General features: G+C 57.9%; 28 protein-coding genes. 13 read left to right on the forward strand and 15 right to left on the reverse strand.

Features of this window, described 5'->3' with window-relative positions; all coding sequences use genetic code 11:
* The first annotated feature begins 13 nt into the window (after positions 1–13).
* The 7 genes from ACR0K5_RS12565 to ACR0K5_RS12595 all read left to right on the forward strand — a co-directional run bounded on the left by ACR0K5_RS12565 (position 14) and on the right by ACR0K5_RS12595 (position 5,436).
* Positions 14–949, forward strand: a complete 936-nt coding sequence (locus tag ACR0K5_RS12565; protein WP_480629988.1) for an aspartate carbamoyltransferase catalytic subunit — start codon at positions 14–16, stop codon at positions 947–949.
* The gene (locus ACR0K5_RS12570) at positions 946–1,464 is read left to right on the forward strand and encodes a hypothetical protein (RefSeq protein ID WP_480629989.1); all 519 of its coding nucleotides are present in this window, start codon (positions 946–948) and stop codon (positions 1,462–1,464) included. Before ACR0K5_RS12565 ends, ACR0K5_RS12570 begins: the two co-directional genes overlap by 4 nt.
* The gene (locus tag ACR0K5_RS12575) at positions 1,449–1,835 is read left to right on the forward strand and encodes a hypothetical protein (protein WP_480629990.1); all 387 of its coding nucleotides are present in this window, start codon (positions 1,449–1,451) and stop codon (positions 1,833–1,835) included. Before ACR0K5_RS12570 ends, ACR0K5_RS12575 begins: the two co-directional genes overlap by 16 nt.
* Positions 1,832–3,112 carry a dihydroorotase gene (gene pyrC / locus ACR0K5_RS12580; RefSeq protein WP_480629991.1) on the forward strand — a complete coding sequence of 427 codons (1,281 nt, stop codon included), beginning with the start codon at positions 1,832–1,834 and terminating at the stop codon, positions 3,110–3,112. The genes ACR0K5_RS12575 and pyrC overlap by 4 nt, the downstream gene beginning before the upstream one ends.
* Positions 3,112–3,717, forward strand: a complete 606-nt coding sequence (plsY, locus tag ACR0K5_RS12585; protein ID WP_480629992.1) for a glycerol-3-phosphate 1-O-acyltransferase PlsY — start codon at positions 3,112–3,114, stop codon at positions 3,715–3,717. Before pyrC ends, plsY begins: the two co-directional genes overlap by 1 nt.
* Positions 3,718–4,165: 448 nt before the next feature.
* The gene (locus ACR0K5_RS12590) at positions 4,166–4,642 is read left to right on the forward strand and encodes a YHS domain-containing (seleno)protein (RefSeq protein WP_480629993.1); all 477 of its coding nucleotides are present in this window, start codon (positions 4,166–4,168) and stop codon (positions 4,640–4,642) included.
* Positions 4,643–4,902: 260 nt separating this feature from the next.
* Positions 4,903–5,436, forward strand: coding sequence for an outer membrane protein (locus ACR0K5_RS12595; protein WP_480629994.1), 534 nt, complete (start codon positions 4,903–4,905; stop codon positions 5,434–5,436).
* 50 nt (positions 5,437–5,486) lie between these two features.
* Here the strand turns inward: ACR0K5_RS12595 and ACR0K5_RS12600 are convergent, their stop codons facing one another.
* On the reverse strand, positions 5,487–6,470 hold the full coding sequence (locus ACR0K5_RS12600) for a quinone oxidoreductase family protein (protein WP_480629995.1): 984 nt from the start codon (positions 6,468–6,470) through the stop codon (positions 5,487–5,489).
* Positions 6,471–6,663: 193 nt separating this feature from the next.
* Between ACR0K5_RS12600 and ACR0K5_RS12605 the strand changes: the two genes are divergently transcribed.
* Positions 6,664–7,521 carry a DUF2189 domain-containing protein gene (locus ACR0K5_RS12605; RefSeq protein WP_480629996.1) on the forward strand — a complete coding sequence of 286 codons (858 nt, stop codon included), beginning with the start codon at positions 6,664–6,666 and terminating at the stop codon, positions 7,519–7,521.
* Positions 7,522–7,551: 30 nt separating this feature from the next.
* Here the strand turns inward: ACR0K5_RS12605 and ACR0K5_RS12610 are convergent, their stop codons facing one another.
* Positions 7,552–8,538, reverse strand: coding sequence for an NAD(P)H-quinone oxidoreductase (locus ACR0K5_RS12610; protein WP_480629997.1), 987 nt, complete (start codon positions 8,536–8,538; stop codon positions 7,552–7,554).
* A gap of 61 nt (positions 8,539–8,599) precedes the next feature.
* Positions 8,600–9,292 carry a COQ9 family protein gene (locus ACR0K5_RS12615; RefSeq protein ID WP_480629998.1) on the reverse strand — a complete coding sequence of 231 codons (693 nt, stop codon included), beginning with the start codon at positions 9,290–9,292 and terminating at the stop codon, positions 8,600–8,602.
* Between the two features lie 111 nt (positions 9,293–9,403).
* Between ACR0K5_RS12615 and rpsU the strand changes: the two genes are divergently transcribed.
* A complete protein-coding gene (rpsU, locus tag ACR0K5_RS12620; RefSeq protein ID WP_005614280.1) occupies positions 9,404–9,610 on the forward strand; it encodes a 30S ribosomal protein S21 in 207 nt (68 codons plus the stop codon).
* A 294-nt stretch (positions 9,611–9,904) separates the two neighbouring features.
* Positions 9,905–10,909, forward strand: coding sequence for a CAP domain-containing protein (locus ACR0K5_RS12625; protein WP_480629999.1), 1,005 nt, complete (start codon positions 9,905–9,907; stop codon positions 10,907–10,909).
* 45 nt (positions 10,910–10,954) lie between these two features.
* On the opposite strand, the gene ppk2 is transcribed toward ACR0K5_RS12625, so the two are convergent.
* Positions 10,955–11,872: a polyphosphate kinase 2 gene (gene ppk2, locus ACR0K5_RS12630; RefSeq protein ID WP_480630000.1), complete on the reverse strand. Its 918-nt coding sequence runs from the start codon at positions 11,870–11,872 to the stop codon at positions 10,955–10,957.
* 278 nt (positions 11,873–12,150) lie between these two features.
* On the opposite strand from ppk2, the gene ACR0K5_RS12635 reads away from it, so the two are divergent.
* Complete coding sequence (locus ACR0K5_RS12635; protein WP_480630001.1) at positions 12,151–12,990, forward strand: CPBP family intramembrane glutamic endopeptidase; 840 nt, start codon at positions 12,151–12,153, stop codon at positions 12,988–12,990.
* A gap of 3 nt (positions 12,991–12,993) precedes the next feature.
* Here the strand turns inward: ACR0K5_RS12635 and ACR0K5_RS12640 are convergent, their stop codons facing one another.
* Entirely contained in the window at positions 12,994–13,452 is a 459-nt protein-coding gene (locus ACR0K5_RS12640) for an Lrp/AsnC family transcriptional regulator (protein ID WP_152456756.1), read from the reverse strand.
* Between the two features lie 135 nt (positions 13,453–13,587).
* Between ACR0K5_RS12640 and ald the strand changes: the two genes are divergently transcribed.
* A complete protein-coding gene (ald, locus tag ACR0K5_RS12645) occupies positions 13,588–14,706 on the forward strand; it encodes an alanine dehydrogenase (RefSeq protein WP_480630002.1) in 1,119 nt (372 codons plus the stop codon).
* 99 nt (positions 14,707–14,805) lie between these two features.
* Here ald and ACR0K5_RS12650 read toward each other — a convergent pair whose 3' ends face one another.
* Positions 14,806–15,612, reverse strand: a complete 807-nt coding sequence (locus ACR0K5_RS12650) for a mechanosensitive ion channel family protein (protein WP_480630003.1) — start codon at positions 15,610–15,612, stop codon at positions 14,806–14,808.
* Positions 15,613–15,827: 215 nt separating this feature from the next.
* Between ACR0K5_RS12650 and ACR0K5_RS12655 the strand changes: the two genes are divergently transcribed.
* Positions 15,828–16,526: a glutathione S-transferase family protein gene (locus ACR0K5_RS12655; RefSeq protein WP_480630004.1), complete on the forward strand. Its 699-nt coding sequence runs from the start codon at positions 15,828–15,830 to the stop codon at positions 16,524–16,526.
* Positions 16,527–16,576: 50 nt separating this feature from the next.
* On the opposite strand, the gene ACR0K5_RS12660 is transcribed toward ACR0K5_RS12655, so the two are convergent.
* From ACR0K5_RS12660 to ACR0K5_RS12700, 9 genes are all read right to left on the reverse strand, one after another.
* Positions 16,577–17,023 carry a YtoQ family protein gene (locus tag ACR0K5_RS12660; RefSeq protein WP_480630005.1) on the reverse strand — a complete coding sequence of 149 codons (447 nt, stop codon included), beginning with the start codon at positions 17,021–17,023 and terminating at the stop codon, positions 16,577–16,579.
* 82 nt (positions 17,024–17,105) lie between these two features.
* On the reverse strand, positions 17,106–19,502 hold the full coding sequence (pheT, locus tag ACR0K5_RS12665; protein ID WP_480630006.1) for a phenylalanine--tRNA ligase subunit beta: 2,397 nt from the start codon (positions 19,500–19,502) through the stop codon (positions 17,106–17,108).
* An 87-nt stretch (positions 19,503–19,589) separates the two neighbouring features.
* Positions 19,590–19,997: a cupin domain-containing protein gene (locus tag ACR0K5_RS12670; RefSeq protein WP_480630007.1), complete on the reverse strand. Its 408-nt coding sequence runs from the start codon at positions 19,995–19,997 to the stop codon at positions 19,590–19,592.
* Positions 19,998–20,071: 74 nt separating this feature from the next.
* Positions 20,072–20,866: a CE1 family esterase gene (locus ACR0K5_RS12675; RefSeq protein ID WP_480630008.1), complete on the reverse strand. Its 795-nt coding sequence runs from the start codon at positions 20,864–20,866 to the stop codon at positions 20,072–20,074.
* Positions 20,867–21,156: 290 nt separating this feature from the next.
* Positions 21,157–21,612: a hypothetical protein gene (locus tag ACR0K5_RS12680; protein WP_480630009.1), complete on the reverse strand. Its 456-nt coding sequence runs from the start codon at positions 21,610–21,612 to the stop codon at positions 21,157–21,159.
* Positions 21,609–22,682: a phenylalanine--tRNA ligase subunit alpha gene (pheS, locus tag ACR0K5_RS12685; RefSeq protein WP_480630010.1), complete on the reverse strand. Its 1,074-nt coding sequence runs from the start codon at positions 22,680–22,682 to the stop codon at positions 21,609–21,611. Before pheS ends, ACR0K5_RS12680 begins: the two co-directional genes overlap by 4 nt.
* Before the next feature lie 71 nt (positions 22,683–22,753).
* Complete coding sequence (locus tag ACR0K5_RS12690; RefSeq protein WP_480630011.1) at positions 22,754–24,124, reverse strand: glutamate--cysteine ligase; 1,371 nt, start codon at positions 24,122–24,124, stop codon at positions 22,754–22,756.
* A 64-nt stretch (positions 24,125–24,188) separates the two neighbouring features.
* Entirely contained in the window at positions 24,189–24,716 is a 528-nt protein-coding gene (locus ACR0K5_RS12695; protein ID WP_480630012.1) for a hypothetical protein, read from the reverse strand.
* Positions 24,713–25,441 (reverse strand): endonuclease NucS domain-containing protein, encoded by a 729-nt coding sequence (locus tag ACR0K5_RS12700; protein WP_480630013.1) that lies wholly within the window; start codon positions 25,439–25,441, stop codon positions 24,713–24,715. Before ACR0K5_RS12700 ends, ACR0K5_RS12695 begins: the two co-directional genes overlap by 4 nt.

Genomic DNA, 25,441 nt, shown 5'->3' on the forward strand with positions numbered 1-25,441 from the left:
CAGGAGCCCGCCCATGCGTTTCGCCCATCGTCACCTTCTTGGCATCGAGCATCTGTCGCAATCCGATATCACCGAAATTCTGGATCTGGCCGAGACCTATGTCGACATGAATCGCCAGTCGACCAAACATTCGGACGTGCTGTCGGGGCTGACCCAGATCAACATGTTCTTTGAAAACTCGACCCGGACACAGGCCAGTTTCGAACTGGCGGGCAAGCGTTTGGGTGCGGATGTGATGAACATGGCGATGCAGGCCAGCTCGATCAAAAAGGGCGAGACCCTGATCGACACCGCGATGACGCTGAACGCGATGCACCCGGATCTTCTGGTGGTGCGGCACCCGCATTCCGGCGCGGTCGATCTGCTGGCGCAGAAGGTCAATTGCGCCGTTCTAAACGCGGGCGACGGCAAACACGAACACCCCACGCAGGCGCTGCTGGACGCGCTTACCATCCGTCGCGCCAAAGGCCGCCTGCACCGGCTGAACATTGCAATTTGCGGGGACGTGGCCCATTCCCGCGTCGCGCGGTCGAATCTGATCCTGCTGGGCAAGATGGAAAACCGCATCCGCCTGATTGGCCCGCCTACATTGGTGCCCGGCCAGTTCGCCGAATTCGGCGCCGAAATCTACGATGACATGAACGAGGGCCTCAAAGACGTCGACGTCGTCATGATGCTGCGCCTTCAGAAAGAGCGCATGGATGGCGGATTCATCCCCTCGGAGCGCGAGTATTACCACCGCTATGGTCTGGACGCCGCAAAGCTGGCACTGGCGAAACCGGACGCAATCGTCATGCATCCCGGGCCGATGAACCGCGGGGTCGAGATCGACGGCACATTGGCGGACGACATCAACCGATCCGTTATTCAGGAACAGGTGGAAATGGGCGTCGCTGTCCGCATGGCCGCGATGGACCTGCTGGCCCGCAACCTGCGCGAGGCCGCATGAGCGATCTGACCATCGCACCCCATGAACGCGGCGTCTTGCGCCTGTTCACGCTGGACATGCGCCCCGAAGAGGCGAAGTTTCTGCGCGAACCGGGTGCCGCAGATCAGGTGCTTGGGGTCGGCGTGCTGGACCCTGAGCAGATCGATATCTTTCCGGTGTCCGACCTGGAAGACCTCGGGCTGTACGGTTATCTGACCGAAGGGTGCGGGGTATCAGCAGACCAGTTGAACCGGGACGCTCTGGCCGCAATCGACGGTTGGGTCATGGTCCTGCGCAGTGCCGCGTTCAAAGGTCGCCCCACGACGCTGAGGCCCGATCCACGCCTGCGCCTGATCGGCCTGTTCACGGAAGAAGCCACAAATTGGACCGGAGGGGTCATCGAAACCGAAAGCGCCAAGCCGTTCTCGGCACCGCAGGCCACTCCAACAGATGACAAACCCCGCCGTATCGGGTCAGCAGTTCTGGCGCTGGTCGCGCTTTTGGTCCTCGGAGGCATCTTATGGCTGATCCTGTAATCTTCGCTCCGGACAAAGGGGCCTATATCCGCACCAACGCCTGGCTCGCCGCTCTTGGCATGGCCGGTGCAATGGCCGTGCTGTGGCTGATCGGCAATCCTTACGTCTGGACCGGAGCCCCAGCTGGCCTTGCCGCCATTGGCATACGCGCCTGGTATCTGGCCTCGGAAGAGATGGTCGCAAACTGGGAGATGTCAGACACCACACTGACCGGCCCGGGCCCGCGCAAGGTACCGCTGAACCAAGTCGATGCGGTCAAAACCATGGGCAGCTTTGTTCAGATCGTCACCAAAAACGGCGACAAGCACCTGATCAAGTATCAAGCCGATCCAGCCGCCACCAAAGCCGCCATCGAAAGGGCCATTCCATGAGCACCGTTCTCTTCACCAACGCCCGCCTGATCAACCCCGAAGCCGGTACGGAATCAGCTGGTTGGATACAGGTTGCGGACGGCCGGATCGTAGCGCAAGGCGAAGAAAGCGCCCCGAGTTTTGATGGGCAAATCGTGGATTGTAACGGCAAGTGCCTTGCGCCCGGCATCATCGATATCGGCGTTAAGGTCTGCGAACCCGGTGAGCGGCACAAGGAAAGCTACAAATCCGCTGGTCTGGCCGCTGCGGCCGGGGGTGTGACCACAATCGTCACCCGCCCCGACACCAATCCAGCCATCGATACACCGGAAACGCTGGAATTTGTCACTCGACGCGCACAGGCAGATACGCCGGTAAACATGTTGCCGATGGCCGCCCTTACCAAGGGACGCGAGGGGCGCGAGATGACCGAGATCGGTTTCTTGCAGGACGCTGGTGCGGTGGCCTTTACCGATTGCGATCATGTCATCACCAATACCAAGGTGTTTTCCCGTGCACTGACATATGCGAAGTCCTGCGGCGCGCTTGTGATTGCCCATCCGCAGGAACCGGGCCTGAGCGCCGGGGCCGCCGCCACCAGCGGCAAATTCGCCGCCCTGCGCGGGTTGCCAGCGGTCTCGCCCATGGCCGAGCGCATGGGACTGGACCGGGACATCGCGCTGCTGGAAATGACGGGCGCGGCCTATCACGCCGACCAGATCACCACGGCTCGCGCCCTGCCCGCACTGGAACGGGCCAAGCGCAACGGGTTGGACATCACCGCTGGAACGTCGATCCACCATCTGACCCTGAACGAGCTGGACGTGGCCGACTATCGCACCTTCTTCAAGGTCAAGCCGCCGCTGCGGTCCGAAGAAGATCGTCAGGCGGTGATCGAGGCGGTCCGCACCGGCCTCATCGACATCATCAGTTCCATGCACACGCCGCAGGACGAAGAAAGCAAGCGCCTGCCGTTCGAAGAAGCCGCCTCGGGCGCGGTGGCGCTGGAAACGCTGCTGCCTGCAGCGTTGCGCCTGTATCATGCAGATCAGTTGGACCTGCCGACCCTATTCCGGGCGATGACATTCAACCCGGCCAAGCGGCTTGGTCTGGAAAGCGGCCGACTGTCGGAAGGAACCCCGGCAGATCTGGTTCTGTTCGACCCGGATGTGCCTTTTGTGCTTGATCGGTTTGCACTAAAATCCAAATCTCAGAACACTCCATTTGACGGCCAGCGGATGCAAGGTAAGGTCATTTCGACCTATGTAGCAGGTAAAGAAGTGTTCCGGAGTTCCTGATGCCCCTGATTGACAACTCGACAAGCGACCTGCTCCAATGGGCGGTGGTTGGATATCTGATGGGCTCCATCCCCTTCGGCCTGTTGCTTGCCAAGGTCATGGGCTTGGGAAATCTGCGTGAGATCGGGTCGGGAAACATCGGGGCAACAAATGTCCTGCGCACTGGCAACAAAGCCGCTGCTGCACTGACGCTTTTGTTTGACGCGGCCAAGGGCGCAGCAGCTGTACTGATCGCACGCGCCTATGCGGGGGAAGACGCCGCGCAGATCGCAGCCCTCCTGGCATTTCTGGGTCATTGCTTTCCCATCTGGCTGGGTTTCAGAGGCGGTAAAGGCGTGGCCACCTTTCTGGGCCTCTGGCTGGCACTGGACTGGCGTGTTGGGGTCGCTTGCTGTCTCACCTGGTTGGTTGCAGCGGCGATCTGGCGGATATCATCGGTCGGCGCGCTGGCCGCAGCCGCGCTTTCCACAACCTGGGTGCTGGTTCTGACAAATGGACAAAGCTTTATCCTGGGGATTATCCTGACGCTTTTGGTATATTGGCGCCACACCGCCAACCTTGCGCGGATCAAGGCCGGAACTGAACCGAAAATCGGGAAACCGTGACCGCGCCGGACGCTTTCGTTTCCGCATTCTTTGCGCTACCCGAGGGCAGTTTCACCGGTACGTCGGGTAACCAACGCTACATTGTCGTGCGTCAGCGGATGGCTGGAGGGAAATCCCACAAGCTGGTTGCGCATGAAATGGGCGGTACGGACTATATCAGTATGAACTTGTATCAGACGCACGCCAGCGGTGCGTTGCTAAGACCTTGTGAAATGTCGGCTTGCAAAGTCATTGCGTTTGTTCTGGATCTCAAACCAGACCTCCAATGTTAGGCCTGCATTTTTGAACAGAAATTATTCTCTGGCGCACAATCACAATTCATTGTTTTGAACGTGATCGAACCGCTCCCCAGATCGCTGTCGTGACGGTCAATTACGGGCCACACAGGACAACAATCCGGGGCCTTCGATCGCACACTGGCGGGGCTCCTTTCACGAAAGGTGAAACAATGAACAAGTTCAAATCTCTGATCGGCGGCGTCGCCCTGTCCGTAGCACTGGCAACATCCGCTCTGGCTGCAGGCGTAGAAATCAACGCAAGCTCGACCGGTCTGGCCATGCAGGGTTACGACCCGGTTGCCTATTTCACCGCAGGTGAAGCCACCAAAGGTGACTACCGCATCACCACGCTGCACAACGATGCGATGTACCGTTTCTCGTCAGAAGAAAACAAAGCCGCCTTCGAAGCTAACCCGGAAGCGTACCTGCCTGCCTACGGTGGCTACTGTGCCTTCGGTACAGCCATGGGCTTCAAGTTCGATGGTGACCCGAACCACTGGAAAATCGTTGACAACAAGCTGTACCTGAACCTGTCGGAAGACATCCAGGAACGCTGGGAAGGCGACATCCCGGGCTTTATTGAAAGCGCAAGCGCAAACTGGGATAACATCGCAGACAAGACTCCTGCTGAGTTGCAACAGCAATAATCCGCTGAATTTGCCAGGCGTGTCGGCGGCGGAATGTTCCGCCGCCGCATGTCGTTTGAAGGCCTCTCGTTTCTTCCTATCTTTTCAGTATCAGAAGTGCCCGGCCTCAACGGGCATCGGCGTGTCTTTTCACGTTTCAACGCCAGAATACGGGCTGGAATTCGTAGGTATCACTGATCCGATGACGCCACCGGATCGTATTGGTCTGCATAAGTGATCTGTAATTCACTGGAGCAGAGTGACAATCGAAAGGAAATGAGATGACGTTGAAATTAGCTCTCATCACCACTGTCGCAACCCTGGTTGCAGGTTCAGCGGCCGCGCAATCCTCGGGCAACTGGACCGGGTTTTATGGCGGTCTGCAACTGGGTTACGTCGATGTGGATACCAGCCTGTCCGGTGTCGATGGCGATGACGTAATCGGCGGCATCATTCTGGGCTACGATTATGATCTGGGCGACTGGGTCGTTGGCGGCGGATTCGACTATGACTGGACCGATGTGAATCTGTCTGGCGCCGCAACCGTTGAAGATGTCTGGCGGCTGAAGGCGCGCGCTGGTTACAAGGTAAACCCGCAAGGTTTGCTATATGGCACAGCAGGTTACGCCGAAGTCGGCACGGACAACCTCGGCAGCGATGACGGCTGGTTCATTGGCGCAGGCTATGAACAGATTGTGGCCCCCAATGTCAGCATTGGTGGAGAACTGCTGTACCACGAATTCAATAACTTCAATGGAAGCAGTGTGGATGTCGACGCAACCACATTGCAGTTTCGGGCCTCTTACAGGTTCTGAAACACACCCAAAAGTAAAGCAAGACCCGGCCTTTCAAGCCGGGTCTTGTTTCAAAGGTCCAGAATTGTACTGCCAGTCGTCTGTCGCGCTTCAAGCGCGCGATGCGCATCTGCAACCTGATCAAGCGCAAAGCGCTGATCGATGTGGATCTTGACCTCTCTGCCCTCGACCTTGCCGAACAAACGGCGCGCCATTGCCTGGCAGACCGTGTGATCCGCAATATGCGTGAGCAAGGTAGGCCGGGTGATTTTCAGCGACCCCTTCTCGCCAAGGACGCCAATATTGAACGGTGGCACCGGACCCGATGCGTTCCCGAAGGAAACCATCATCCCCAACGGTTTCAGACAGTTCAACGATCCTTCGAACGTGTCCGCCCCGACCGAATCCATCACCACGTCCACGCCCTGACCCTTGGTGATTTCAGCCACCCGTTCGGCGAAATTCTCGGACCGGTAGTTGATGCAATGCGCGGCCCCGTTAAACCGGGCAAGGCTGCATTTTTCGTCGGTTCCCGACGTACCAATCAGGGTGATCCCTTCGGACTTTGCCCATTGGCAGGCGATCAGCCCTACCCCACCAGCGGCCGCATGGAACAGCACAGTATCCCCCCGTTTCAGCGGAGTAGTTCGGTGAAACAGGTATTCAACCGTCATACCCTTCAGCATCATCGCCGCAGCCGCTTCGAACGTGATGCCATCCGGCAGAGGGCACACCTGCGCTGCAGGCATCACGCGGGCCTCACAATAGGCACCGGGCGGGACTGCTGCATAGGCCGCCCGCTGACCCGGCTGCAAGTGCGTCACCCCTTCCCCGACCGCCTCAACAATTCCTGCCGCTTCCAGGCCCAAAGCATGAGGGAGATCAAGGGAGTACAGTCCAGTGCGTTGATATACATCGATAAAATTCAGACCGCAGGCCTGATGACGAATGCGTATCTCACCCGGTCCGGGGTCGCCCAATGGCCTGCCTTCGATCTGCAACACCTCGGGCCCGCCAAATTCGTGAATTACAACTGTTTTCGCTGTTGTCTGCATCCTGACCTCCTCTTGCCTGACATCAAGCTAACATGACCGCGATGCAGGGCAATCCGCCTGGTGCCATAGTGTTGATCAGGATTTTGCCAAACTGTGCTATACTGCGCTCAGGCGTTGTCGGCTGGTCCGGCCACGGACAACTTTTTGCCGGATCCATTCTGCGGCGCAACTCTCGCCAGGGAAGGGGATGAAAATGGCTAAGACAATCGGGAATCCGATCAGCTGGGCAGCCCAGAATCTGGGGGCGGCCAGCGACCATGTCTCGGATAGCGTTTCACAACTCGGAAGCGCAGATACCAAGCATCTGCCGATGGTGCAGACATTGACGATGCATGATCTGCGCGCCTGTCTGAGGGCAGGATATCACGACTTTCTCGAAACACGGGCGGACGCCGTGTTCATTGTGCTGATTTATCCAATCGCCGGGCTTTTGATGTTCGGCTTTGCCCTGAACGTCAACATGGTTCCACTTCTGGCGCCTCTGGTCGCTGGTTTTGCTCTGATCGGTCCGGTCGCAGCCGTGGGATTGTACGAGATCAGCCGCAAGCGAGAACAAGGCAGCGCGGTGCATTGGCTGGATGCATTCGGCGTATTTCGCTCTCCGTCATTCGGCGCAATTCTTGTTTTGGGGTTCTACCTGGTGATGCTGCTGCTGGTCTGGCTGATGGTGGCGCAAAGCATCTACACGCATACTATGGGACCCGAAGCCCCCGCGTCACTCAGCGCTTTTGCCGGGCAAGTGTTCACGACTGCCGCGGGCTGGACGATGATGATTGTCGGAATCGCCGTTGGTTTCGTGTTTGCGCTGTGTGCGCTTGCCATCAGCGTCGTCAGCTTTCCATTGCTTCTGGATCGGAAAGTCGGGCTGCCAGTGGCGGTCGTGACATCATTTCGCGTGTTGCGCCACAACCCCGGCGTCATCCTGACCTGGGGGTTCATCGTGGCGGTTCTTTTGTTCCTGGGTGCCTTGCCGATGCTATTGGGCTTGATCGTGGTGATGCCGGTGCTGGGTCATGCCACATGGCACCTGTACCGCCGCGCAGTCGCGTGAACGCGCGGGACAAGCCCGCGCATTCAATACTCAGTCTGAGATCTTCAGAACGATCTTGCCAATATGGCCCGAGCTTTCCATACGTGCATGGGCAGCCGCCGCCTCGGCCAGATCAAACTCGCTATCCATGACAGGCGCAACTTTTCCAGCCTCCAACAGAGGCCAGACGGCTTCACGCAGGTCTTGCGCAATTTGTGCCTTGGCCAGATCGCTTTGCGGCCGCAAGGTGCTGCCGGTCAGGGTCAAGCGCTTGACCATCATCATCGCAAAGTTCAGCTCGACCTTTGGGCCTTGCAGAAATGCGATCTGCACCAGCCGACTATCCTCGGCCAGAGCCTTGACGTTACGTGGGATATAGTCGCCACCGACCATATCGAGGATCAGGTTCGCACCTCCCTCGGCCCGCATGACGGCCACAAAATCCTCGTCGCGGTAGTTGATCGCCTTTTCCGCACCCAGTTTGACGCATGCCTTACACTTCTCGTCCGACCCTGCGGTGGCAAAGACTCGAGCACCGAAGGCATTAGCCAACTGGATTGCTGTTGTGCCGATCCCGCTGGAGCCGCCATGGACCAGAAATCGCTCGCCTGCTTTCAGACCGCCGCGCGTGAAAACGTTGGACCAAACGGTAAAAAATGTCTCGGGCAGGCAGGCTGCCTCTTTCATTCCCATACCGGCAGGCACCGGCAGGCAATGGGCCGCAGGTGTAGCGACGTATTCGGCATAGCCTCCGCCCGGCAGCAACGCGCAGACCAGATCGCCGACAGACAGCCCTTCGACCCCGGCACCGACCGAAACGACCTCGCCCGACGCTTCAAGCCCTGGCAGATCGCTGGCACCCGGCGGCGGATCATAAGCGCCCGCGCGCTGCAACGCATCCGGACGGTTCACCCCGGCATAGGCCACTTTCAGAACGACCTGCCCTGCATCTGGCTCGGGAATCGGTCGCTCGGTGAGTTGCAAAACATCAGGACCACCCGGTTCGGTGATCTCAACAGCACGCATCATCTGGGTCATGGGCACCTCCTTTGCCCAATGCCTAGCAGGCATCAGGGCCAAGGCCCAGCGCCAAGACGTACTACTTTCGGGGGTTCAGCATTCCTGGAAGATCGGCTCGCATTTTCACTGGCGCTTTCACCTGACCCGCCAGCCAATTCGGAACTGCAAGAAACGGCTTCAGCACCGGGTTGTCGCGTACCTGAGCCTTGAGCTTTTCAAACTCCATGACGTTTGCAATCCGGCGATCCAGAAACTCCCACGTGCGCTGATGACCCGGGCTGTCATCGCCCAGCCAGAACAACAAGGTTGAGGAATAGACGCCCGACAGGGTGGCCCGCTTCGTGTACCAATTCACGTCATCCGAGGTATCGCCCAGTGTATCCCAGATAAGATCGCAGGTCTGCCAAACTGCCTTGGCACCGTCTGCCGTATAAGTTGGCAGGGAAAACAGCGTCATTCCCCGGCGCACCAGCTCTTTGTCCTCGACCGCCTGCAACCGGAACCGAACCGCAGCAGCAATCTTGTCACGGAATTTCAACCCGCTCAGGTCTTCGGACTTGATGCGGTCAAGCATCGCCTGATCGCCGCGCGCATGATAGGCAAGTGCCAGATCAACCGCCCCGCGCGGGCAGATCGCGCGGGCCAGACCGTCATCCAAGCCACAGTCGGAAATGGAGGCGCGAAAGCTGGATTCCGACCAGCCATCGAATGGAACATGGTTCAGCATCGCGTCCAAAAGCTGCTGCTTTGCATCTTCATATGTGATCGTCATGGCGGTTCTCCGGTTGTCGGGCCCAGTACTAGACAAGTTAGAGCGGCTTTGCTATACGGCCAACTCCTGCAATTTCCTTGCAACTCTATCTAGAAAGGTGGTGACAACCACATGCAGGTTAGTGTTCGCGACAATAACGTCGATCAGGCGCTTCGTGCCCTGAAGAAAAAGCTGCAGCGCGAAGGCGTGTTCCGTGAAATGAAGCTTAAGCAACATTTCGAGAAACCGTCCGAGAAAAAAGCGCGCGAGAAGGCTGAAGCGATCCGTCGTGCCCGTAAACTGGCGCGTAAGAAAGCACAGCGCGAAGGTTTGCTCTAAAACCTCGCTCGTCCAGCTTTGGATGACACTATTTGACGACCCCCGAGGCATCGCCCGGGGGTTTGTCGTTTCAGGGATCGGTTTCAATCCGCCGACTCGTCGTACTGGCTGTGCGACAAGCCGCCAATTCCCTACCAGCAACATTTTGCCCGGCATTTTGCAGCGCAGCGAATCCCGCACCGGTAGCATCGCCCTGCCGGAATTCGCCTGTCTTGCCTCACCCTCTATCTGACCCCGACGAGCCGCCTGTAACTGGCCAAGTCTAATCAGACGACACCTAAAACGGAGGCTACCATGTCGACTGCAAGTACAATCGAGCAAGAAATGCTGGCGCTGATCAATGCCGAGCGCACATCACGCGGGCTAAACCCGCTGCAGCTGGAAACCCAGCTGAACGAGTCATCCGAGGATCACAGCACGTGGATGCTGAACACGGACACGTTCAGTCACACGGGTTCGGGTGGTTCCAGCGCGACACAACGGATGCAGGCGGCAGGCCTTGATCTGGAAGGCAACTGGCGCACTGGCGAAAACATCGCATGGCAATCGGAACGGGGCACACCCGGCATCAGTGATGATGTCGCCCAGTTGCATCAGAACCTGATGAACAGCCCCGGGCACCGAGCGAATATCCTGAATCCCGATTTTGAGTATATCGGCATTGGCATTGAAACAGGTGACATGCAGGGCTTTGATGCGGTGATGGTCACGCAGAATTTTGCGGCAACCGACGCAGCGGTGATGCTGGATAATGGCAACGCTCCGGTTCCACCCACACCGACCCAACCGGTTGATGAAGTTGCTGAACCAGAAGAACCCGGAACCGAAACACCCGACACCGACGTCGCAGAGCCGGAAGAACCGGGAACCGAAACGCCAGACACCGATGTCGCAGAGCCGGAAGAACCAGGAACCGAAACGCCAGACACCGATGTCGCAGAGCCGGAAGAACCAGGAACCGAAACGCCAGACACCGATGTCGCGGAACCGGAAGAACCAGGAACCGAAACGCCGGGTGTTGAAGAACCGGACAACGGGTGTTTCGACGTGGCTGCCTTCCTCGCCGAGTTGGAGTCATTCATTGACGCCCTTCAGGCGCGTTTCGATCAGTTTGACTGGGCAGACGATGACATGACCCCGCCCAACAGTGGCGAGGATGACATGGAAGTTGTTATGATCGAAGACGCAGACCCGTCTGATGATACCGTTGACGCCTGTTCGGGCACAGAAGGAGAAGACGCTGGAGACATCTATGTGTTCAACTTCTATGATTTTGGCTGCATGATGGAAGCGGCCTGATAATGTACCGGATCGGGGCAGACTTGCTGCCCCGATCCATCCCGGTCAGTAAATCTTTGGGACGTACAACTCGTCTGGCAAAACGCGGCGCTCGTATTCCGGGTTATACCGACGATCAGGCAGGTTGACCTTTTCCTGCGGGACATCCGTGTAGGGAATTTTGGTCAAAAGGTGCTCGATACAGTTCAGCCGTTCGCGTTTTTTGTCGTTGCCTTCGACAATGTACCATGGGGCCTCGGGAATATTGGTCCGGAAAAGCATATCCTCTTTCGCCTTTGTGTAGGATTCCCAGCGGATGCGGGATTCCAGATCCATCGGCGACAGCTTCCACTGTTTCATCGGATCGTGAATGCGCATGAGGAATCGCAACTGCTGTTCTTCGTCCGTGATCGAGAACCAGTATTTCAGCAGAATGATCCCCGATCGGACCAGCATCCGTTCGAATTCGGGAACGTCCTGAAAGAACTGTTCAACCTGGTCCTCAGACGCAAATCCCATTACCCTCTCGACCCCGGCCCGGTTGTACCATGACCGGTCGAACAGCACGATTTCACCGGCCGCAGGCAGATGCGGCACGTAGCGTTGGAAATACCACTGGCTTTGCTCGCGGCGGCTGGGCGCTGGCAAGGCAACAACGCGCGCGACGCGCGGGTTCAGACGCTGAGTGATTCGCTTGATTACCCCCCCCTTGCCCGCACTGTCACGACCTTCGAACAGAATACAGACCTTGGCCCCGGTATGCTGCACCCAGTCCTGAACCTTGATCAGTTCGGCCTGCAGGCGCAGCAGGTTGCGGAAATAAACCTTGCGATCCAGCATGTCCGGATGCTGTTCCCGATAGATTTTCCGGACTTCCATCGACAGCATCGGCTCGCTGAATTCAATCTCGAAATCTTCGTCCAGCGTATCCTCCAGCTCGGCTTCAAGCCAGTCTTTGGGGGCGCCATAGTTTTCGTTATCCAAGGTCAGCTCCTTCTCAGTCTTCGGGTCGGGACCATATCGGGCCTGTGTAACCACCTGATGTCATCAGATAAATTGATGCGGGGCAACGACTCCGGCGGCTGTTGTCGCACCTGCAAATCAGGTCCAGCGCGGGTATATGGTCTTTTAGTTGAATTTGTACGCCTGACCCGCAGGATACAAGCGTCTGAATTGACGCAATGCTTTGCGTTTCCCCTGGGTGCTTGCATTGCCTTGTTTTTGTGCGCCATGACAGGTCGCATGAAGCAGATGAGACTGTTGTGACCTTCTTTCTTTCCCTGATGCCCGCTATCTGGCCCTGGTTGGTCCTGATCTCAGCGCAAATGACGGCACTGGCCTGGCGAACTGGCATCGCCTTATCCCTGCTGGTTTTGTTCATCAGCATTGCCTCAGTGACAGGATTGATGTCACCCGTGGCGATCGCTGCGGTGGCCTTTGGTTTGGTCGGAGCCTCTGTGCTGCCTCATCTGAAAGGTTGGCCTGCTATCGCCGGGCACCTGTTATTGATCTTGTGGTGTCTGGTGATGGGAGCGCATTTGCTGCCGGGCTTCAGTAACCTGAAGGTTCTGGATCAGGTTCAGGCGGGTGCAGACAGTACAAGCTTCACCATGCATCTGAACCTGGACAAACCGATGGTCTTCTTTGCCGTTCTTCTGGCCTGGCCCGGGATGCTGCGCGGTAGAACACAGATCAATCTTACAGCTTTGCTGGCAGGGTTGCTGCTCCTGCCCGGCCTGTTTCTCTTGGGTCTTTCCATGGGCGCCGTGCACTTGGAATTTTCGGCCCCGCCCTGGTGGCTGGTATTTGCCTTGTCCAACCTGTTTCTGACCTGTCTGACGGAAGAAGCCTTCTTTCGTGGCTATCTGCAATCGGCCATCGGCTCTGGTCTGGGGGCCGTTGGTGGTGTGGTTGCAGTCAGTCTGCTTTTCGGGCTGGCTCATTTCGGCGGAGGCCAAGCCCTTGTAGTCTTTGCGTCTATCCTCGGGTTGGCCTGCGGGTTGGGATACTATGCGACCGGGCGCCTTTGGGTACCCGTTGCAATGCATTTCGGGTTCAACCTGACCCACTTGCTGCTGTTCACCTATCCCGGTCCCGTATAACGATCAGACTGGCAAGGCCGTGGTCTTGAACACGGTACGCAAAGCAAACGAGCTTTGCATTTGCGCCACCCCGGGCAGGCGCGACAGGTATTGCCGGTGAATGCGAGCGAAGTCTTCGGTGTTTTCTGCCACTACTTTCAGGATGTAATCCGCAGTACCGGCCATCAGATGGCACTCCAGCACATCCGGTATCCGGGCCACTGCCTTTTCAAACGCATCCAGAACCTCTTCGGCCTGACCTTGTAACGTGATCTCGACAAAGACCGTTGTCGGCACGTTCATCTTCCGCGCATCCAACAGAGCCACGTAGTTGCGGATATACCCTTCAACTTCCAACCGCTGAACGCGCCGGTGACAGGCGGACGGAGACAGGTTGACCTGTTCGGACAACTCCGAATTCGACATTCGACCGTTTTTCTGAAGCGCCGCCAGAATCTTGCGATCAGTCGTATCTAAGCTCATTCATGCAATTCCTTTGCGAAGTTTTCCCAGAATACGCGAAATTATTCCAAAGAAAAACTCTTAGACACGTTTTCTTTCACAGAAATTGCGCCGCGAAATGCACATAATTTAAGCAGTTTATGTACGGAGAACCTCATGAAAATCGGTTGCCCCAAGGAAATCAAACCTCAGGAATTCCGCGTCGGGATGACGCCCAATGCTGCTCAGGAAGCAGTTGCACGTGGTCACGAAGTCCTGATCGAATCCGGCGCAGGCATCGGCGCGGGTTTCGACAACGACGCCTATGTCGCGGCTGGCGCGCAAATCATCGACACTGCGGAAGAATTATTTGCCACCGCCGACATGATCGTCAAGGTCAAGGAACCCCAGGCTGTGGAACGCAAGATGCTGCGCGAAGGACAGTTGCTGTTCACCTATCTGCACCTGGCTCCGGATCCGGATCAGACGCATGACTTGCTGGAATCGGGCTGTACCGCAATCGCCTATGAGACCGTGACCGATGCCAACGGCGGCCTTCCTCTGCTGGCCCCGATGTCCGAAGTCGCTGGTCGTCTGGCGCCGCAGGTCGGATCCTGGACACTGCAGAAGGCCAATGGCGGGCGCGGCGTTCTGATGGGCGGTGTACCGGGTGTAGGTCCGGCCAAAGTGGTTGTGATCGGCGGCGGTGTCGTTGGGACCCATGCGGCGAAGATCGCTGCCGGAATGGGCGCTGATGTCACCGTTCTGGATCGTTCCTTGCCTCGGCTGCGTTATCTGGACGACGTTTATGGCGGGACGTTCAAGAATCAATACTCGACAGCGGGTGCCACTGCTGAGCTGATCCAGGATGCCGATATGGTCATTGGGGCCGTTCTGATCCCGGGTGCCGCGGCTCCGAAACTTGTCTCACGCGCTCAGCTTTCGACGATGAAACCCGGTGCCGTACTGGTCGATGTCGCCATCGACCAAGGTGGGTGCTTTGAAACGTCGAAGGCCACCACTCATGCCGATCCAATCTATGATGTAGATGGCATCATGCACTACTGCGTAGCCAACATGCCAGGTGCCGTCGCGCGCACTTCGACCATCGCATTGGGCAACGCCACGATGCCCTTCATGTTGTCACTGGCAGACAAGGGCTGGAAACAGGCATGCCAGGACGATCCGCACCTGCTGGAAGGCCTGAACGTCCATGCTGGCCAGCTGACTTACTATGCCGTCGGCAAAGCTCTTGGTATCGACGTGGTTTCACCCAACGTGATCGTCAAGTCGTAAACAACGGCTTGAACAAAGAAAACGGCACCGCGCTCTTGCGCGGTGCCCGGCCCAACCGGAGGAGGGCATTTCGAATATCCGATCGACGGGCGGGAGCCGTCACCCCTGTTTCTGAATTTCCACCGAATGGGGATAAGGGATCGAGATATTTTTGTCGTCAAAGGCTTCCTTGATCGCTTTCGTAAGCTCGAATTTGACGTCCCAGTAATCCGCTGCTGCACACCACAGCCGCGCAGTCAGATCCACCGAACTGTCACCCAGATTCGTGACCCGGACCCACGGCTCAGGATCGCTGTGAATCCGACTGTCAGCTTTGGCCACGTCCAGAATGATATGCATGGCTTTATCGGCACTGTCGCTATAGTCGATACCAAACACCAGATCGACGCGGCGCGTGTCATGCGCCGAATAGTTGGTGATGATTGAACCCCAGGACTGACCGTTCGGAACAATGATCTGCACGTTGTCAGGAGTCACCAGTTCGGTCGTGAACAGGTTCAGGTCTTTTACCGTTCCCGCCGTTCCGCCGATATCCACGTATTGACCCAGTTTGTAGGGCCGAAAGACAACCAGCATCACACCGGCGGCCAGATCGCTGAGCGTTCCTTGCAGCGCCAGACCGATGGCCAGTGACGCGGCACCCAGAATGGCAACGATACTGGTAGCTTCAATTCCGAAGATGCCCAGAACTGCAACCAGAACCATGGCCAGAATGGCCCATTTGACCAGGCTCGCCATAAAATTCCCAAGTGTGGGATCGATATGCGGTGTCGAATTGATCCGGCGGCGCACCATGCTTCCGATTGCGCCAGCCACGATCCAGCCCAGGACCAGAACGACAAGCGCCTTGACTGCATTCATGATCAGCGGGGCATATGCACCCACCTGTGTTACGACCTCATCCACGCCCATCTCCTTTTAACAGCAAGAAACCCGCGAGGGTTTCGCGGGGGTCACCAGATTGTGAGCCAAGTTTGCCTTCCGGTCTAGGTGTGAGTTTCTCTGTATTTCCCCGTTGTTCGCCAAAAAACACGGTCTGACCGGAAATGCACATCGCAACGGGCTTACATGACTGGGGATTGACCCCTAGCTTTGACAATACACCCAAACAGGAGCCCCCAATGCTGGACACCGAACCTCATCCGATCATGGCCCGCTGGCCCGCGCAATCCCCGGATAAGATCCAACTGTACTCCTATCCGACTCCAAACGGCGTCAAGGCGTCGATCATGCTTGAGGAAACCGGCCTGCCCTATGAGGCTCATCTGGTGACGCTGGCGGATGCGGATGTCAAAAGCCCCGAGTTTCTGTCGCTGAATCCCAACAACAAAATCCCCGCGATCATCGATCCCGACGGTCCGGACGGTGAACCGCTTGCCCTGTTCGAAAGCGGCGCGATTCTGCTGTATCTGGCCGAGAAGTCGGGCAAGTTGCTGGGCCAAAGCGCAGCAGACAAGCATCGCATCACCCAATGGCTGATGTTCCAGATGGGAGGGGTTGGGCCCATGTTTGGTCAGCTAGGCTTTTTCTACAAATTCGCAGGCAGTGAAATCGAAGACCCGCGCCCGCGCGAACGCTATATCAACGAGGTCAAGCGCCTGCTGAACGTGGTCAACATGCAATTGGACGGGCAGGACTGGATCGCAGGCGAGTTTTCCATCGCGGATATTGCCCTTGCCCCGTGGCTGAACGCGCTGGATTTCTACGATGCAAAAGACGTTGTTGGCTGGGACGACTACGTCAATGTCGTCGCTTATGTCGACCGTTTCATGGAACGTCCGGCGGTTCAGCGCGGCAAGACCATACCCCCTCGCGCTTAAACGGTTTCGCGATCGAAAGGGTGCCTTAGCAGGCACCCTTTTTTTGCAGCTTAGCTGGGCAGTGCGCCTGTCAGCACATAGTGCAGGATTTCGACCACCTGAGCGGGCTCTTCAGCCACGGCCAGCGCAGCTGCATCAACTTCTTTCAGCGCGTGCTGATGGTCGGGACCGTGCAGCACGATGATGGATTTGCCCAGCGCGGCTGCATAGCCCGCGTCAAAAGCTGCGTTCCACTGTTTGTATTTGTCGCCGAACCGGACAACCACCACATCAGCATCCGCGATGCCCTTGCGGGTCCGGATCGCATTGACCATCGCGCCCTTGTGGTCGTGCCAATACTTGTTCGGTTCATCCCCCAGAATGGCAACGCCGCAATCATCGCTGGCCGCGTGATCGGTTACGGGGCTGTTGAAGGTCACATCCAACCCTCGAGCCCCATCAATGATCTGTTCACGCCAATCAGTATGGATTTCGCCAGAGAGGTAAACGTTCAACATCTTTAGTCCTCCGCAAAATACAGAAAGGGCGCCACCGCCCTTTCACCTTTTCAAACATTTTCCCACCAGGGGCGGCTCAGCATCAACCGCGCAGTACACCGCCAGTCGCCTTGGTGACCTTAGCGATGATCTTCTCGGCCACCGCCTCGATGTCTTTTTCCTTCAGCGTGGTGTCTGTCGGCTGCAAGCGCACGGTGATGGCCAGGGATTTCTTTCCTTCACCCAGGCTTCCACCGATGAACTCATCAAAGACGCGCACATCTTCGATCAGCGCTTTGTCAGCCCCGGCTGCCGCGTTGACCAATGTCAGCGCCTCGACGCCTTCGTCCACAACAAAGGCAAAGTCGCGCTCGACAGCCTGCAAATCACGCAATTCAAGCGCGGCTCGGGTCGCGCCGGATTTACGCGGCAGAGGCACCTCGTCTGGCCAGATCGTAAAGGCCATTGCCGGACCCTTGATGTCCAACGCCTGCAATACACGCGGGTGCAGTTCGCCAAAGACGCCCAGCACCTTTTTCGGACCCAGACAGATCTTGCCATGACGGCCCGGATGCCACCAGGCATCGCCATCGCGCAGAATTTGTACCTTAGCCGGCGCGCCAATCGCGGCAAGAACGGCCTCAGCATCTGCCTTGGCATCAAAAACGTCGATGGGGCGCGAGGCTCCGTGTACATCCTTAGGACCATTGCGGCCAACCAGCAGACCGGTGATCTGGGTTTTCTGATCGCCGGGCTCTCCATCATGGAAGACGGGACCAACTTCGAACAGTGCGACATCGGCGTACCCACGCGCCTGATTGCGCGCCGCAGCTTGCAAAAGACCAGGCAGCAGATCGGGGCGCATGTGGCTCATCTCGGACGAGATCGGGTTTTCCAGTTGCGTCGCTTCGTCTCCACCACCGAACAGGGCCGCCGAGGCCTGATCGATGAACGTGTAGCTGACGCATTCATTGTAACCCAACGCGGCACAAGTGCGGCGCGCCATGGACTGACGGCGTTGAGTTGGTGTCATCACCGGCTCGGGAATACCATCGGTGACACGCGGCAAAGGTTTGCCCTGCAGTTTGGTCAGCGAGGCGATACGCGCGACCTCTTCCACCAGATCAGCCTCACCCATAATATCGGGGCGCCAGCTGGGGACATGCGCCATCTCGCCCTCCAGACGGAATCCAAGGCGGGTCAGCGTTTGGCGTTGTTCGCTTTCGGGAATGTCCATCCCAACCAGAGACTGCACTCGTTCAGCATCCAGCTTATACGCCCGTGCGTGGTTCGGCGCTTTACCCGCCTCGACCACTTTTGACACTTCGCCACCGCAGATATCCAGAATCATCTGGGTTGCGTGTTCGAGCCCTTCCAGCGTGTATTCAGGGTCCACGCCGCGTTCGAACCGATACCTTGCATCCGAGTTGATCTTCAGCGCTCGACCCGTCAACGCGATCTGCACGTGATCCCAGAACGCGCTTTCCAGAAACACATTCACCGTATCCTCAGTGCAGCCCGTTTCCTGGCCGCCCATGATGCCTGCAATGGATTCCGCGCCTTTGTCGTCCGAAATCACCATCATGCCGGGTTGCAGGGTGTATTCCTTCTCGTCCAGCGCCATCAGCGTCTCGCCGCCCTTGGCGCGGTGAACCCGCAAGTTGCCCTGCACTTTATCCGCGTCGAACACGTGCAGCGGGCGGTTATGGTCGAAGGTCATGTAGTTGGTGATATCCACCAATGCCGAGATCGGACGAAGACCGATAGCTTTCAACTGATCCTGCAGCCATTGCGGGCTGGGGCCGTTCTTCACACCTTTGATCAGGCGACCTGTGAAATGCGGGCAGCCGTCCAGCGTATCCTCATCAATCGATACCTTGATCGGGCTTTCGAAATCACCCGGCACCGGCACGTAGTCGCGCTGTTTCAAAGTACCGATCCCGCGAGCCGCCAGATCGCGCGCAATGCCTTCAACGCCCAGAGCATCCGGGCGGTTGGGCGTGATCGCGATCTCGATCATGGGATCGACTTTCGAGGGGTCATTCTCGGCCAGCCAGTCGACAAAGCGGTCACCCACTTCGCCCGAGGGCAGTTCGATGATGCCGTCATGCTCGTCCGACAGCTCCAGCTCACGCTCGGATGCCATCATGCCAAAGCTCTCAACACCGCGGATCTTGCCGACACTGATCGTGATATCCAGACCGGGGATATACATGCCCGGTTTGCAGACGACGACGGTGATGCCTTCGCGCGCGTTCGGAGCACCGCAGATGATCTGCAACTCGCCTTCGTCCGTTTCCACCTTGCAGACGCGCAGCTTGTCGGCGTCGGGGTGTTTTTCGGCGTGTTTCACATAACCCAGTTTAAAATCCGCCAGCCGGTCGGCTGGGTTGACGATCTCTTCGACCTCCAGCCCGAGATCGGTCAGCGCCTCGGCGATTTCGTCAACCGACGCATCAGTGTCCAGATGGTCCTTGAGCCAGGAAAGAGTGAATTTCATCGGTCGTATTCCGCCAGTAATCTTGGATCAAACCGCGTTTAGCGGATATTCACCAAAGGTGAAAGAGGCCCCGTGCCCGTATGGCGTTTAGTCTTCAGACACTGTGTTGGAAACGCTGTCTGAGCCTGCGAAAACAGCCAAAATCCGGGCGATCCCGACCCCTGTATTCACTCCGGAATGGGGGGAGCGATATGCCTCGACAAACGCATCTCCGGTTTTGTAGGTCTTGCGCCCGGCATCGCCATAGTCGACCGTGATTTCACCCTCAAGAACATAGGCCGCAAGTGGCGCGTCATGGCGGTGTACGCCCGTTTCCTGCCCCGGCTGCATGGTAACGATCGCCATCGTGATCTCAGGCGTGCCCGCGGGGTACGTCAACGCTTCGCCAATGACCGAGGTTTCGGTCTGCAACAAGACCTCCACCGGCGGATAGGTGTCGCGTGCAAAGGCCGGTGCGGCCATGAGGGCCAGAACAGTCAGCAACAGGGATTTCATGATTGGCGGCTCCGCAGTTTATGATCCCTCGGACCTGAACCCGAACCGCAAACCTTGTCAAACGCCGAAGCCTGTCAGGGGTAAACCGGTGCCCGGCCCGCCAGCTCATCCAGCTGCCACCCGATCCAGCCATGCGGAATGAAATGCCCGCCCGGATGCGTGTCCAGCACGACGTGACCCGAGGCGCAATCTGACCATTCGACCCGGCTGAGCGTCAGAAATGGCCGCACGCTCCAATCGCCACGCGGGATTGCGGTGCCACAGGCGTATTTTTTGCGCCACAGCGCCACGGGATAGGTGACGTCGCCACCCGGACCGAACGGGAAACCCATCACGGTGTCATCGGTCCCGTGGACGTGCCGCACCTCGCGCGGGGCTTCGGGACAGGTTTCCGTCTGGCGAATGCTGCCGGCAACGGCCAGCAAGGCGGCAATGTCATTGCCGGACTGACAGACATAGCGCCACGCCATCGCGCCGCCAAAGGAATAGCCCGAGACATAGATGTGTTCGGGGTCAATCGGATAGCGCTGGGCGACATCTTCCAGAACCCGGTCAGCAAACCCGACATCACTGGTGTCGGATGTCCAGAAATCCCAACTTTTGCCCAATCCGTTCGGAGCCACCAGCAACACGCCGCGCCGTTTCGTGGCCCCGGCGATGCGTTCGTGGTTCACCACCACGATCCCCTGCCGCGCCCAGCCGTGGAAATGCAGCAGCACCGGCAGAGGCGTCTCGCCATCCCATCCATCGGGTTCCAATACGTGATACGAGCGGTCCCCGACCTGACAGGCGATATCGCCGTGGCAGGTATCCACAGCGGAGGCTTGTGTGGCGGTCAACAGCAAGAGGCAGAGCAGTCGATAAATCATCTGCCGAACCCTAGCGAGCCTGCGCCCGCTGTCACGTCACAACCCCGTGGGAGATTGTGACAAGCGGCGCTGTCGTCAGACCGCGGGATGGCAATCCTCGGCTTGTGGTGGGCACTTTATGCTGGCCAAATCCGTGTGTGGTTCAAACGGAGAGCTAACGGAGACAAATCGCCAACCCGTGCAGGCGGTCTGGCGATGGCGCGGCGGCCTATCGGCCTTTGCTCCGCGCATTTTTCACCTTGGGAGTTGCTGGTCTTGGCGAAAATTTCTTGCTATCGAACGCCCCGAAACTATTCGTCTTGACCGAAACTTTTCTTGCGATACAGCGAACGGCCAAATGGGGTGATCGTTATCAGATCCTCATTCGAAACAGCGGTTTTACCGAGATTTTCCTCCCGGATTGCTTTCATGAAACTTGCCAACAGCTCATCAAACTCATGATTTGAGACGATTTCAGCTGACAAAAGCCGCTGATCAAATGCTACAAGCTTCTTCACTGTCTCGTCAGAGGCCACTACCGCAAACTTCATCTTCGCAGTGGCGTATCTCGAAAGTGTCTCACTTCTTTCTTCGTCGCCTCGATGAAGAGCATTCGCAAGTTCACAAATTGCTTCCTGCATCTCCACATATACTGCAAAGTGCCGTGCTCTGATTTGTTCTTGTCTATCGAAACGCTTCTGCATCCAATATGCAAAAACACCCAGCGAAAAGGACAAAAGCGCCAATAGTGGCGCTTCCCAACTCACCGAGACAAACCACCATGCAGGTTCGGCATATCCAGCGCCGCGAACCCATAGTGGCGCAACCAGCGCAGATCACTGTCAAAGAACGCCCGCAAATCCGGAATGCCGTATTTCAGCATTGCCAGACGGTCGATGCCGATGCCAAACGCAAAGCCCTGATAGACCTCGGGATCAATCCCACCGGCGGCGATCACCTTGGGGTGGACCATGCCGGACCCCAGAATCTCCATCCAGTCATCGCCCTCGCCGATCTTCAGCTGACCGTTATCCCACGAGCAGCGGATATCGACCTCGGCCGACGGTTCGGTGAAGGGGAAGTGCGAAGCGCGGAAGCGCAATTCGACGTCGTCGACTTCGAAGAACGCCTTCACGAACTCTTCCAGAACCCATTTCAGATTTGCCATCGAGATGTCCTTGTCGATGGCCAATCCCTCGACCTGATGGAACATCGGCGTGTGGGTCTGGTCGTAATCGGCGCGGTAGACGCCGCCCGGACAGATCACGCGGATCGGCGCGCCTTGTAGCTCCATCGAGCGAATCTGCACCGGCGAAGTATGTGTGCGCAGTACGTGCGGCGGGCGGTTATCGCCCTCGGCGCGGTGCATATAGAACGTGTCCATCTCGGCCCGCGCGGGGTGGTGGCCGGGGATGTTCAGGGCGTCAAAGTTGTGCCAGTCGGTCTCAATCCGCGGCCCTTCGGCCACCGAGAAACCCAGTTCGGCAAAGATCGCGGTCAGTTCCTCGGTTGCCTGGCTGACGGGGTGGATCGAACCCTGACGGCGGGCGCGAGTCGGCAGGGTGACGTCCAGCCATTCGGTGCGCAATCGCTCATCCAGCGCGGCATCGGCCAGCGCGGATTTCTTGGCGGACAGGGCCGAGTTGATCTCATCCTTCAAGGCGTTCAGCGCGGGGCCAGCGACCTGACGTTCCTCGGGCGTCATCTTGCCCAGCTCGCGCATCTTCAGAGCGACCTCGCCTTTCTTACCGACGGCGGCTACGCGGATCGCCTCAAGTGTGTTTTCGTCGCCTGCTTCGGCGATTTGGCCCAGGTATTTTACCTTAAGATCGTCCATGACGGCCCTCTGAATTTGATCAGGAACCTGCTATCGGCCAATCCCGATGATTGCAAGACAAGCGGAACGGATCAGTAACTGTAATCCGGGAAAATCCGCGCCAGATCACCGTTCCAGTTGCCGTTGTAGTGTTCCAGCAACTCATCCGCCGGAACTTTTCCGGTTTCGATACTGTCCTTGAGCGCGTTGAGGAAATGGGTCTCATCCGGCACCAGACCACCGGCACCCGGGCGGGCGCGGGACTTCAGTCCGGCCTCAGAGATTGCCACGACTTCACGCGCCAGATCATGCATGTTGATGTCGCCCACCTGAGCCTGCAGACCGTCCTTGGCCGCCGCGACACGCAGCGCCTCGCGCGTTTCTGTATCCCAGCCTTTGACCAGATCCCAGGCCGCATCCAACGCGTTTTGGTCATAAGTCAGGCCAACCCAGAAAGCAGGCAGGGCACACAGGCGGCGCCATGGTCCGCCATCGGCGCCGCGCATTTCCATGAATTTCTTGATCCGCGCCTCGGGGAAGGCTGTTGTCAGATGATCGGCCCAATCGCTGAGCGTGGGCGTTTCACCCGGCAAAGCGGGCAGTTTACCTTGAAGGAAGTCGCGGAAGGACATGCCCAGCGCATTGATGTACTGGCCATCGCGATAGACGAAATACATCGGCACATCGAGTGCGTACTGCACGTATTGCTCAAACCCGAAGCCTTCTTCGAACACAAAAGGCAGCATGCCTGTGCGGGCATCATCCAGATGCCGCCAGATGTAACTGCGCCAGCTTTTCTGCCCGTTCACTTTGCCTTCGAAGAACGGAGAATTCGCAAACAGCGCCGTCGCCACCGGCTGCAATGCCAAAGCGACGCGCAGTTTCTGCACCATGTCGGCCTCGGACCCGAAGTCGATATTGACCTGCACGGTGCAGGTCCGCCGCATCATTGCGCGACCCATGGTGCCGACCTCTTCCATGTAATCGTTCATCAGCCGGTAACGCCCTTTGGGCATCAAAGGCATCTCGTCATGGGTCCAGATCGGAGCCGCCCCCAGACCGATGAAGCCAACGCCGATTTCATCGGCGATGTCCTTCACCTCACGCAGGTGGGTGTTTACCTCATCACAGGTCTCGTGGATCGTCTCGAGCGGAGCACCCGACAGCTCCAGCGCGCCGCCCGGTTCCAGGCTGACATTGGCGCCGTCCTTTTCCAGACCGATCAGATGACCCGCTTCGCGGACTTCCGCCCAGCCATGCCGGTCCCGCAAACCCTCCAACACAGCCACGATGGACCGGGTGCCCTCGAAGGGCAGGGGCTTCAGCGTGTCTTTGCAATAACCGAACTTCTCATGCTCGGTACCGATGCGCCAGTCTTCCTTGGGCTTACAGCCCGATTCCAGATACTCGGCCAATTGCTCGTGGCGCTCGATCGGACCGCCGCCGGACTGAGGAATGGACATGAACCGTGCTCCGATCCTGATGTGTCTGTCTTTTGGCCAGTCGTGGGGGCAAACTGCGCCAGTGTCAATGCAGCCGAAGATGTGGAGGGCGCGAGGGCGTACGCTCCCAGATAACGACTTTATGCGGCGATCCGCCGTTAAGTTCAGACAGCATTTGTTCGGTTTTCAAGCCGGGAAGGCTGGAGAAAACATCGAACAGCGCTTCGGCCCCTTCCGCATTCACAGGAATGTGAAGCGTCGGTTGCCCCGGCTGATCCAGAACCCAATGCGCCGGGCTGGAGGTTGGATCGAGCGCAAGCCGTTCGATCTCACGCGTGGCGACTATGCCTCCATCGAGCGGGCCGAGATAGGTGATTTGTCCTTCATCAACCGTCACGACGCCCTGCCCGCCCGCACCGGTTCTGAACCGCGCGCGCTGTATGCCGATCACGGCCAAAGCCAAGGACACAGCGATCAGGAACCAGCCGATCCATGCCAGCAATCCACCAGGCCCGCTGATCCAGCTGACGCCAAGGACAAGGACAAATGCCGCGACCAACACCTCGCGCCAGCGCCACAGCGCCAGTTTTGCCTCGGGTCGGATGAAACTCATGCCATCGCCTCAAATGAGAACGACACTGCATAGCGAACAAGCTTCAGGTTTGGCACGGCCTTTGCAGCCGACAGAGTGCGCTTATCGAAATCGTGAGCCACAATGATGCCCCGAATGGAAGCTTCCTCATCTTCTTCCAGAAGATCGCCCATATAACCCAAAATCTGCGCCACGACCTTCGGGTCCGTTTTGCCAGCCTTCAACTCGACGACAACCAGGTCGCCTGCAGCGTCTCGGCACAAAATATCAATAAACCCTGAGACTACCGCGCGTTCGGCGCCATCATCAATGATTGCCAGGCCCGTATCCAACAGTGAAATCTCTCGCCGCAGAGCGGACTGCATATCCCGCTCAAGGGCAAACCTCTGTCGCTCGGAGGCCAGAACTTCCACCGGGGCAGCAGGATCGTGTGCGGGCGCTTCGTTGTTTTGCGAACAAGCTTCGCGCCGAAACCGGGCATAACGCTGAACCGCGTTTTTGTAAGACTGAAGCCCATTTCTCAAGTTGCCGTTTATTGGAATTCGCGAAGGATTTTTTCGACCGCTGCGCTCGTCTGCGGTGGAGTAATTCAAGTCTGAAACAACGTCCCGCAGCTTTCCAGCGTCAAACGCATCATCTAAAGAACCATAGTGCTCTTCCACTTTCTGCACGCGATGAATTTGGGCGGTGCAGGTGTTTTCAGCATACCCTTCGGATACAAGCCAATCGTGATAGTTTTTGTCCAT

The sequence above is a fragment of the Ruegeria sp. AB9 genome, from assembly GCF_056542585.1.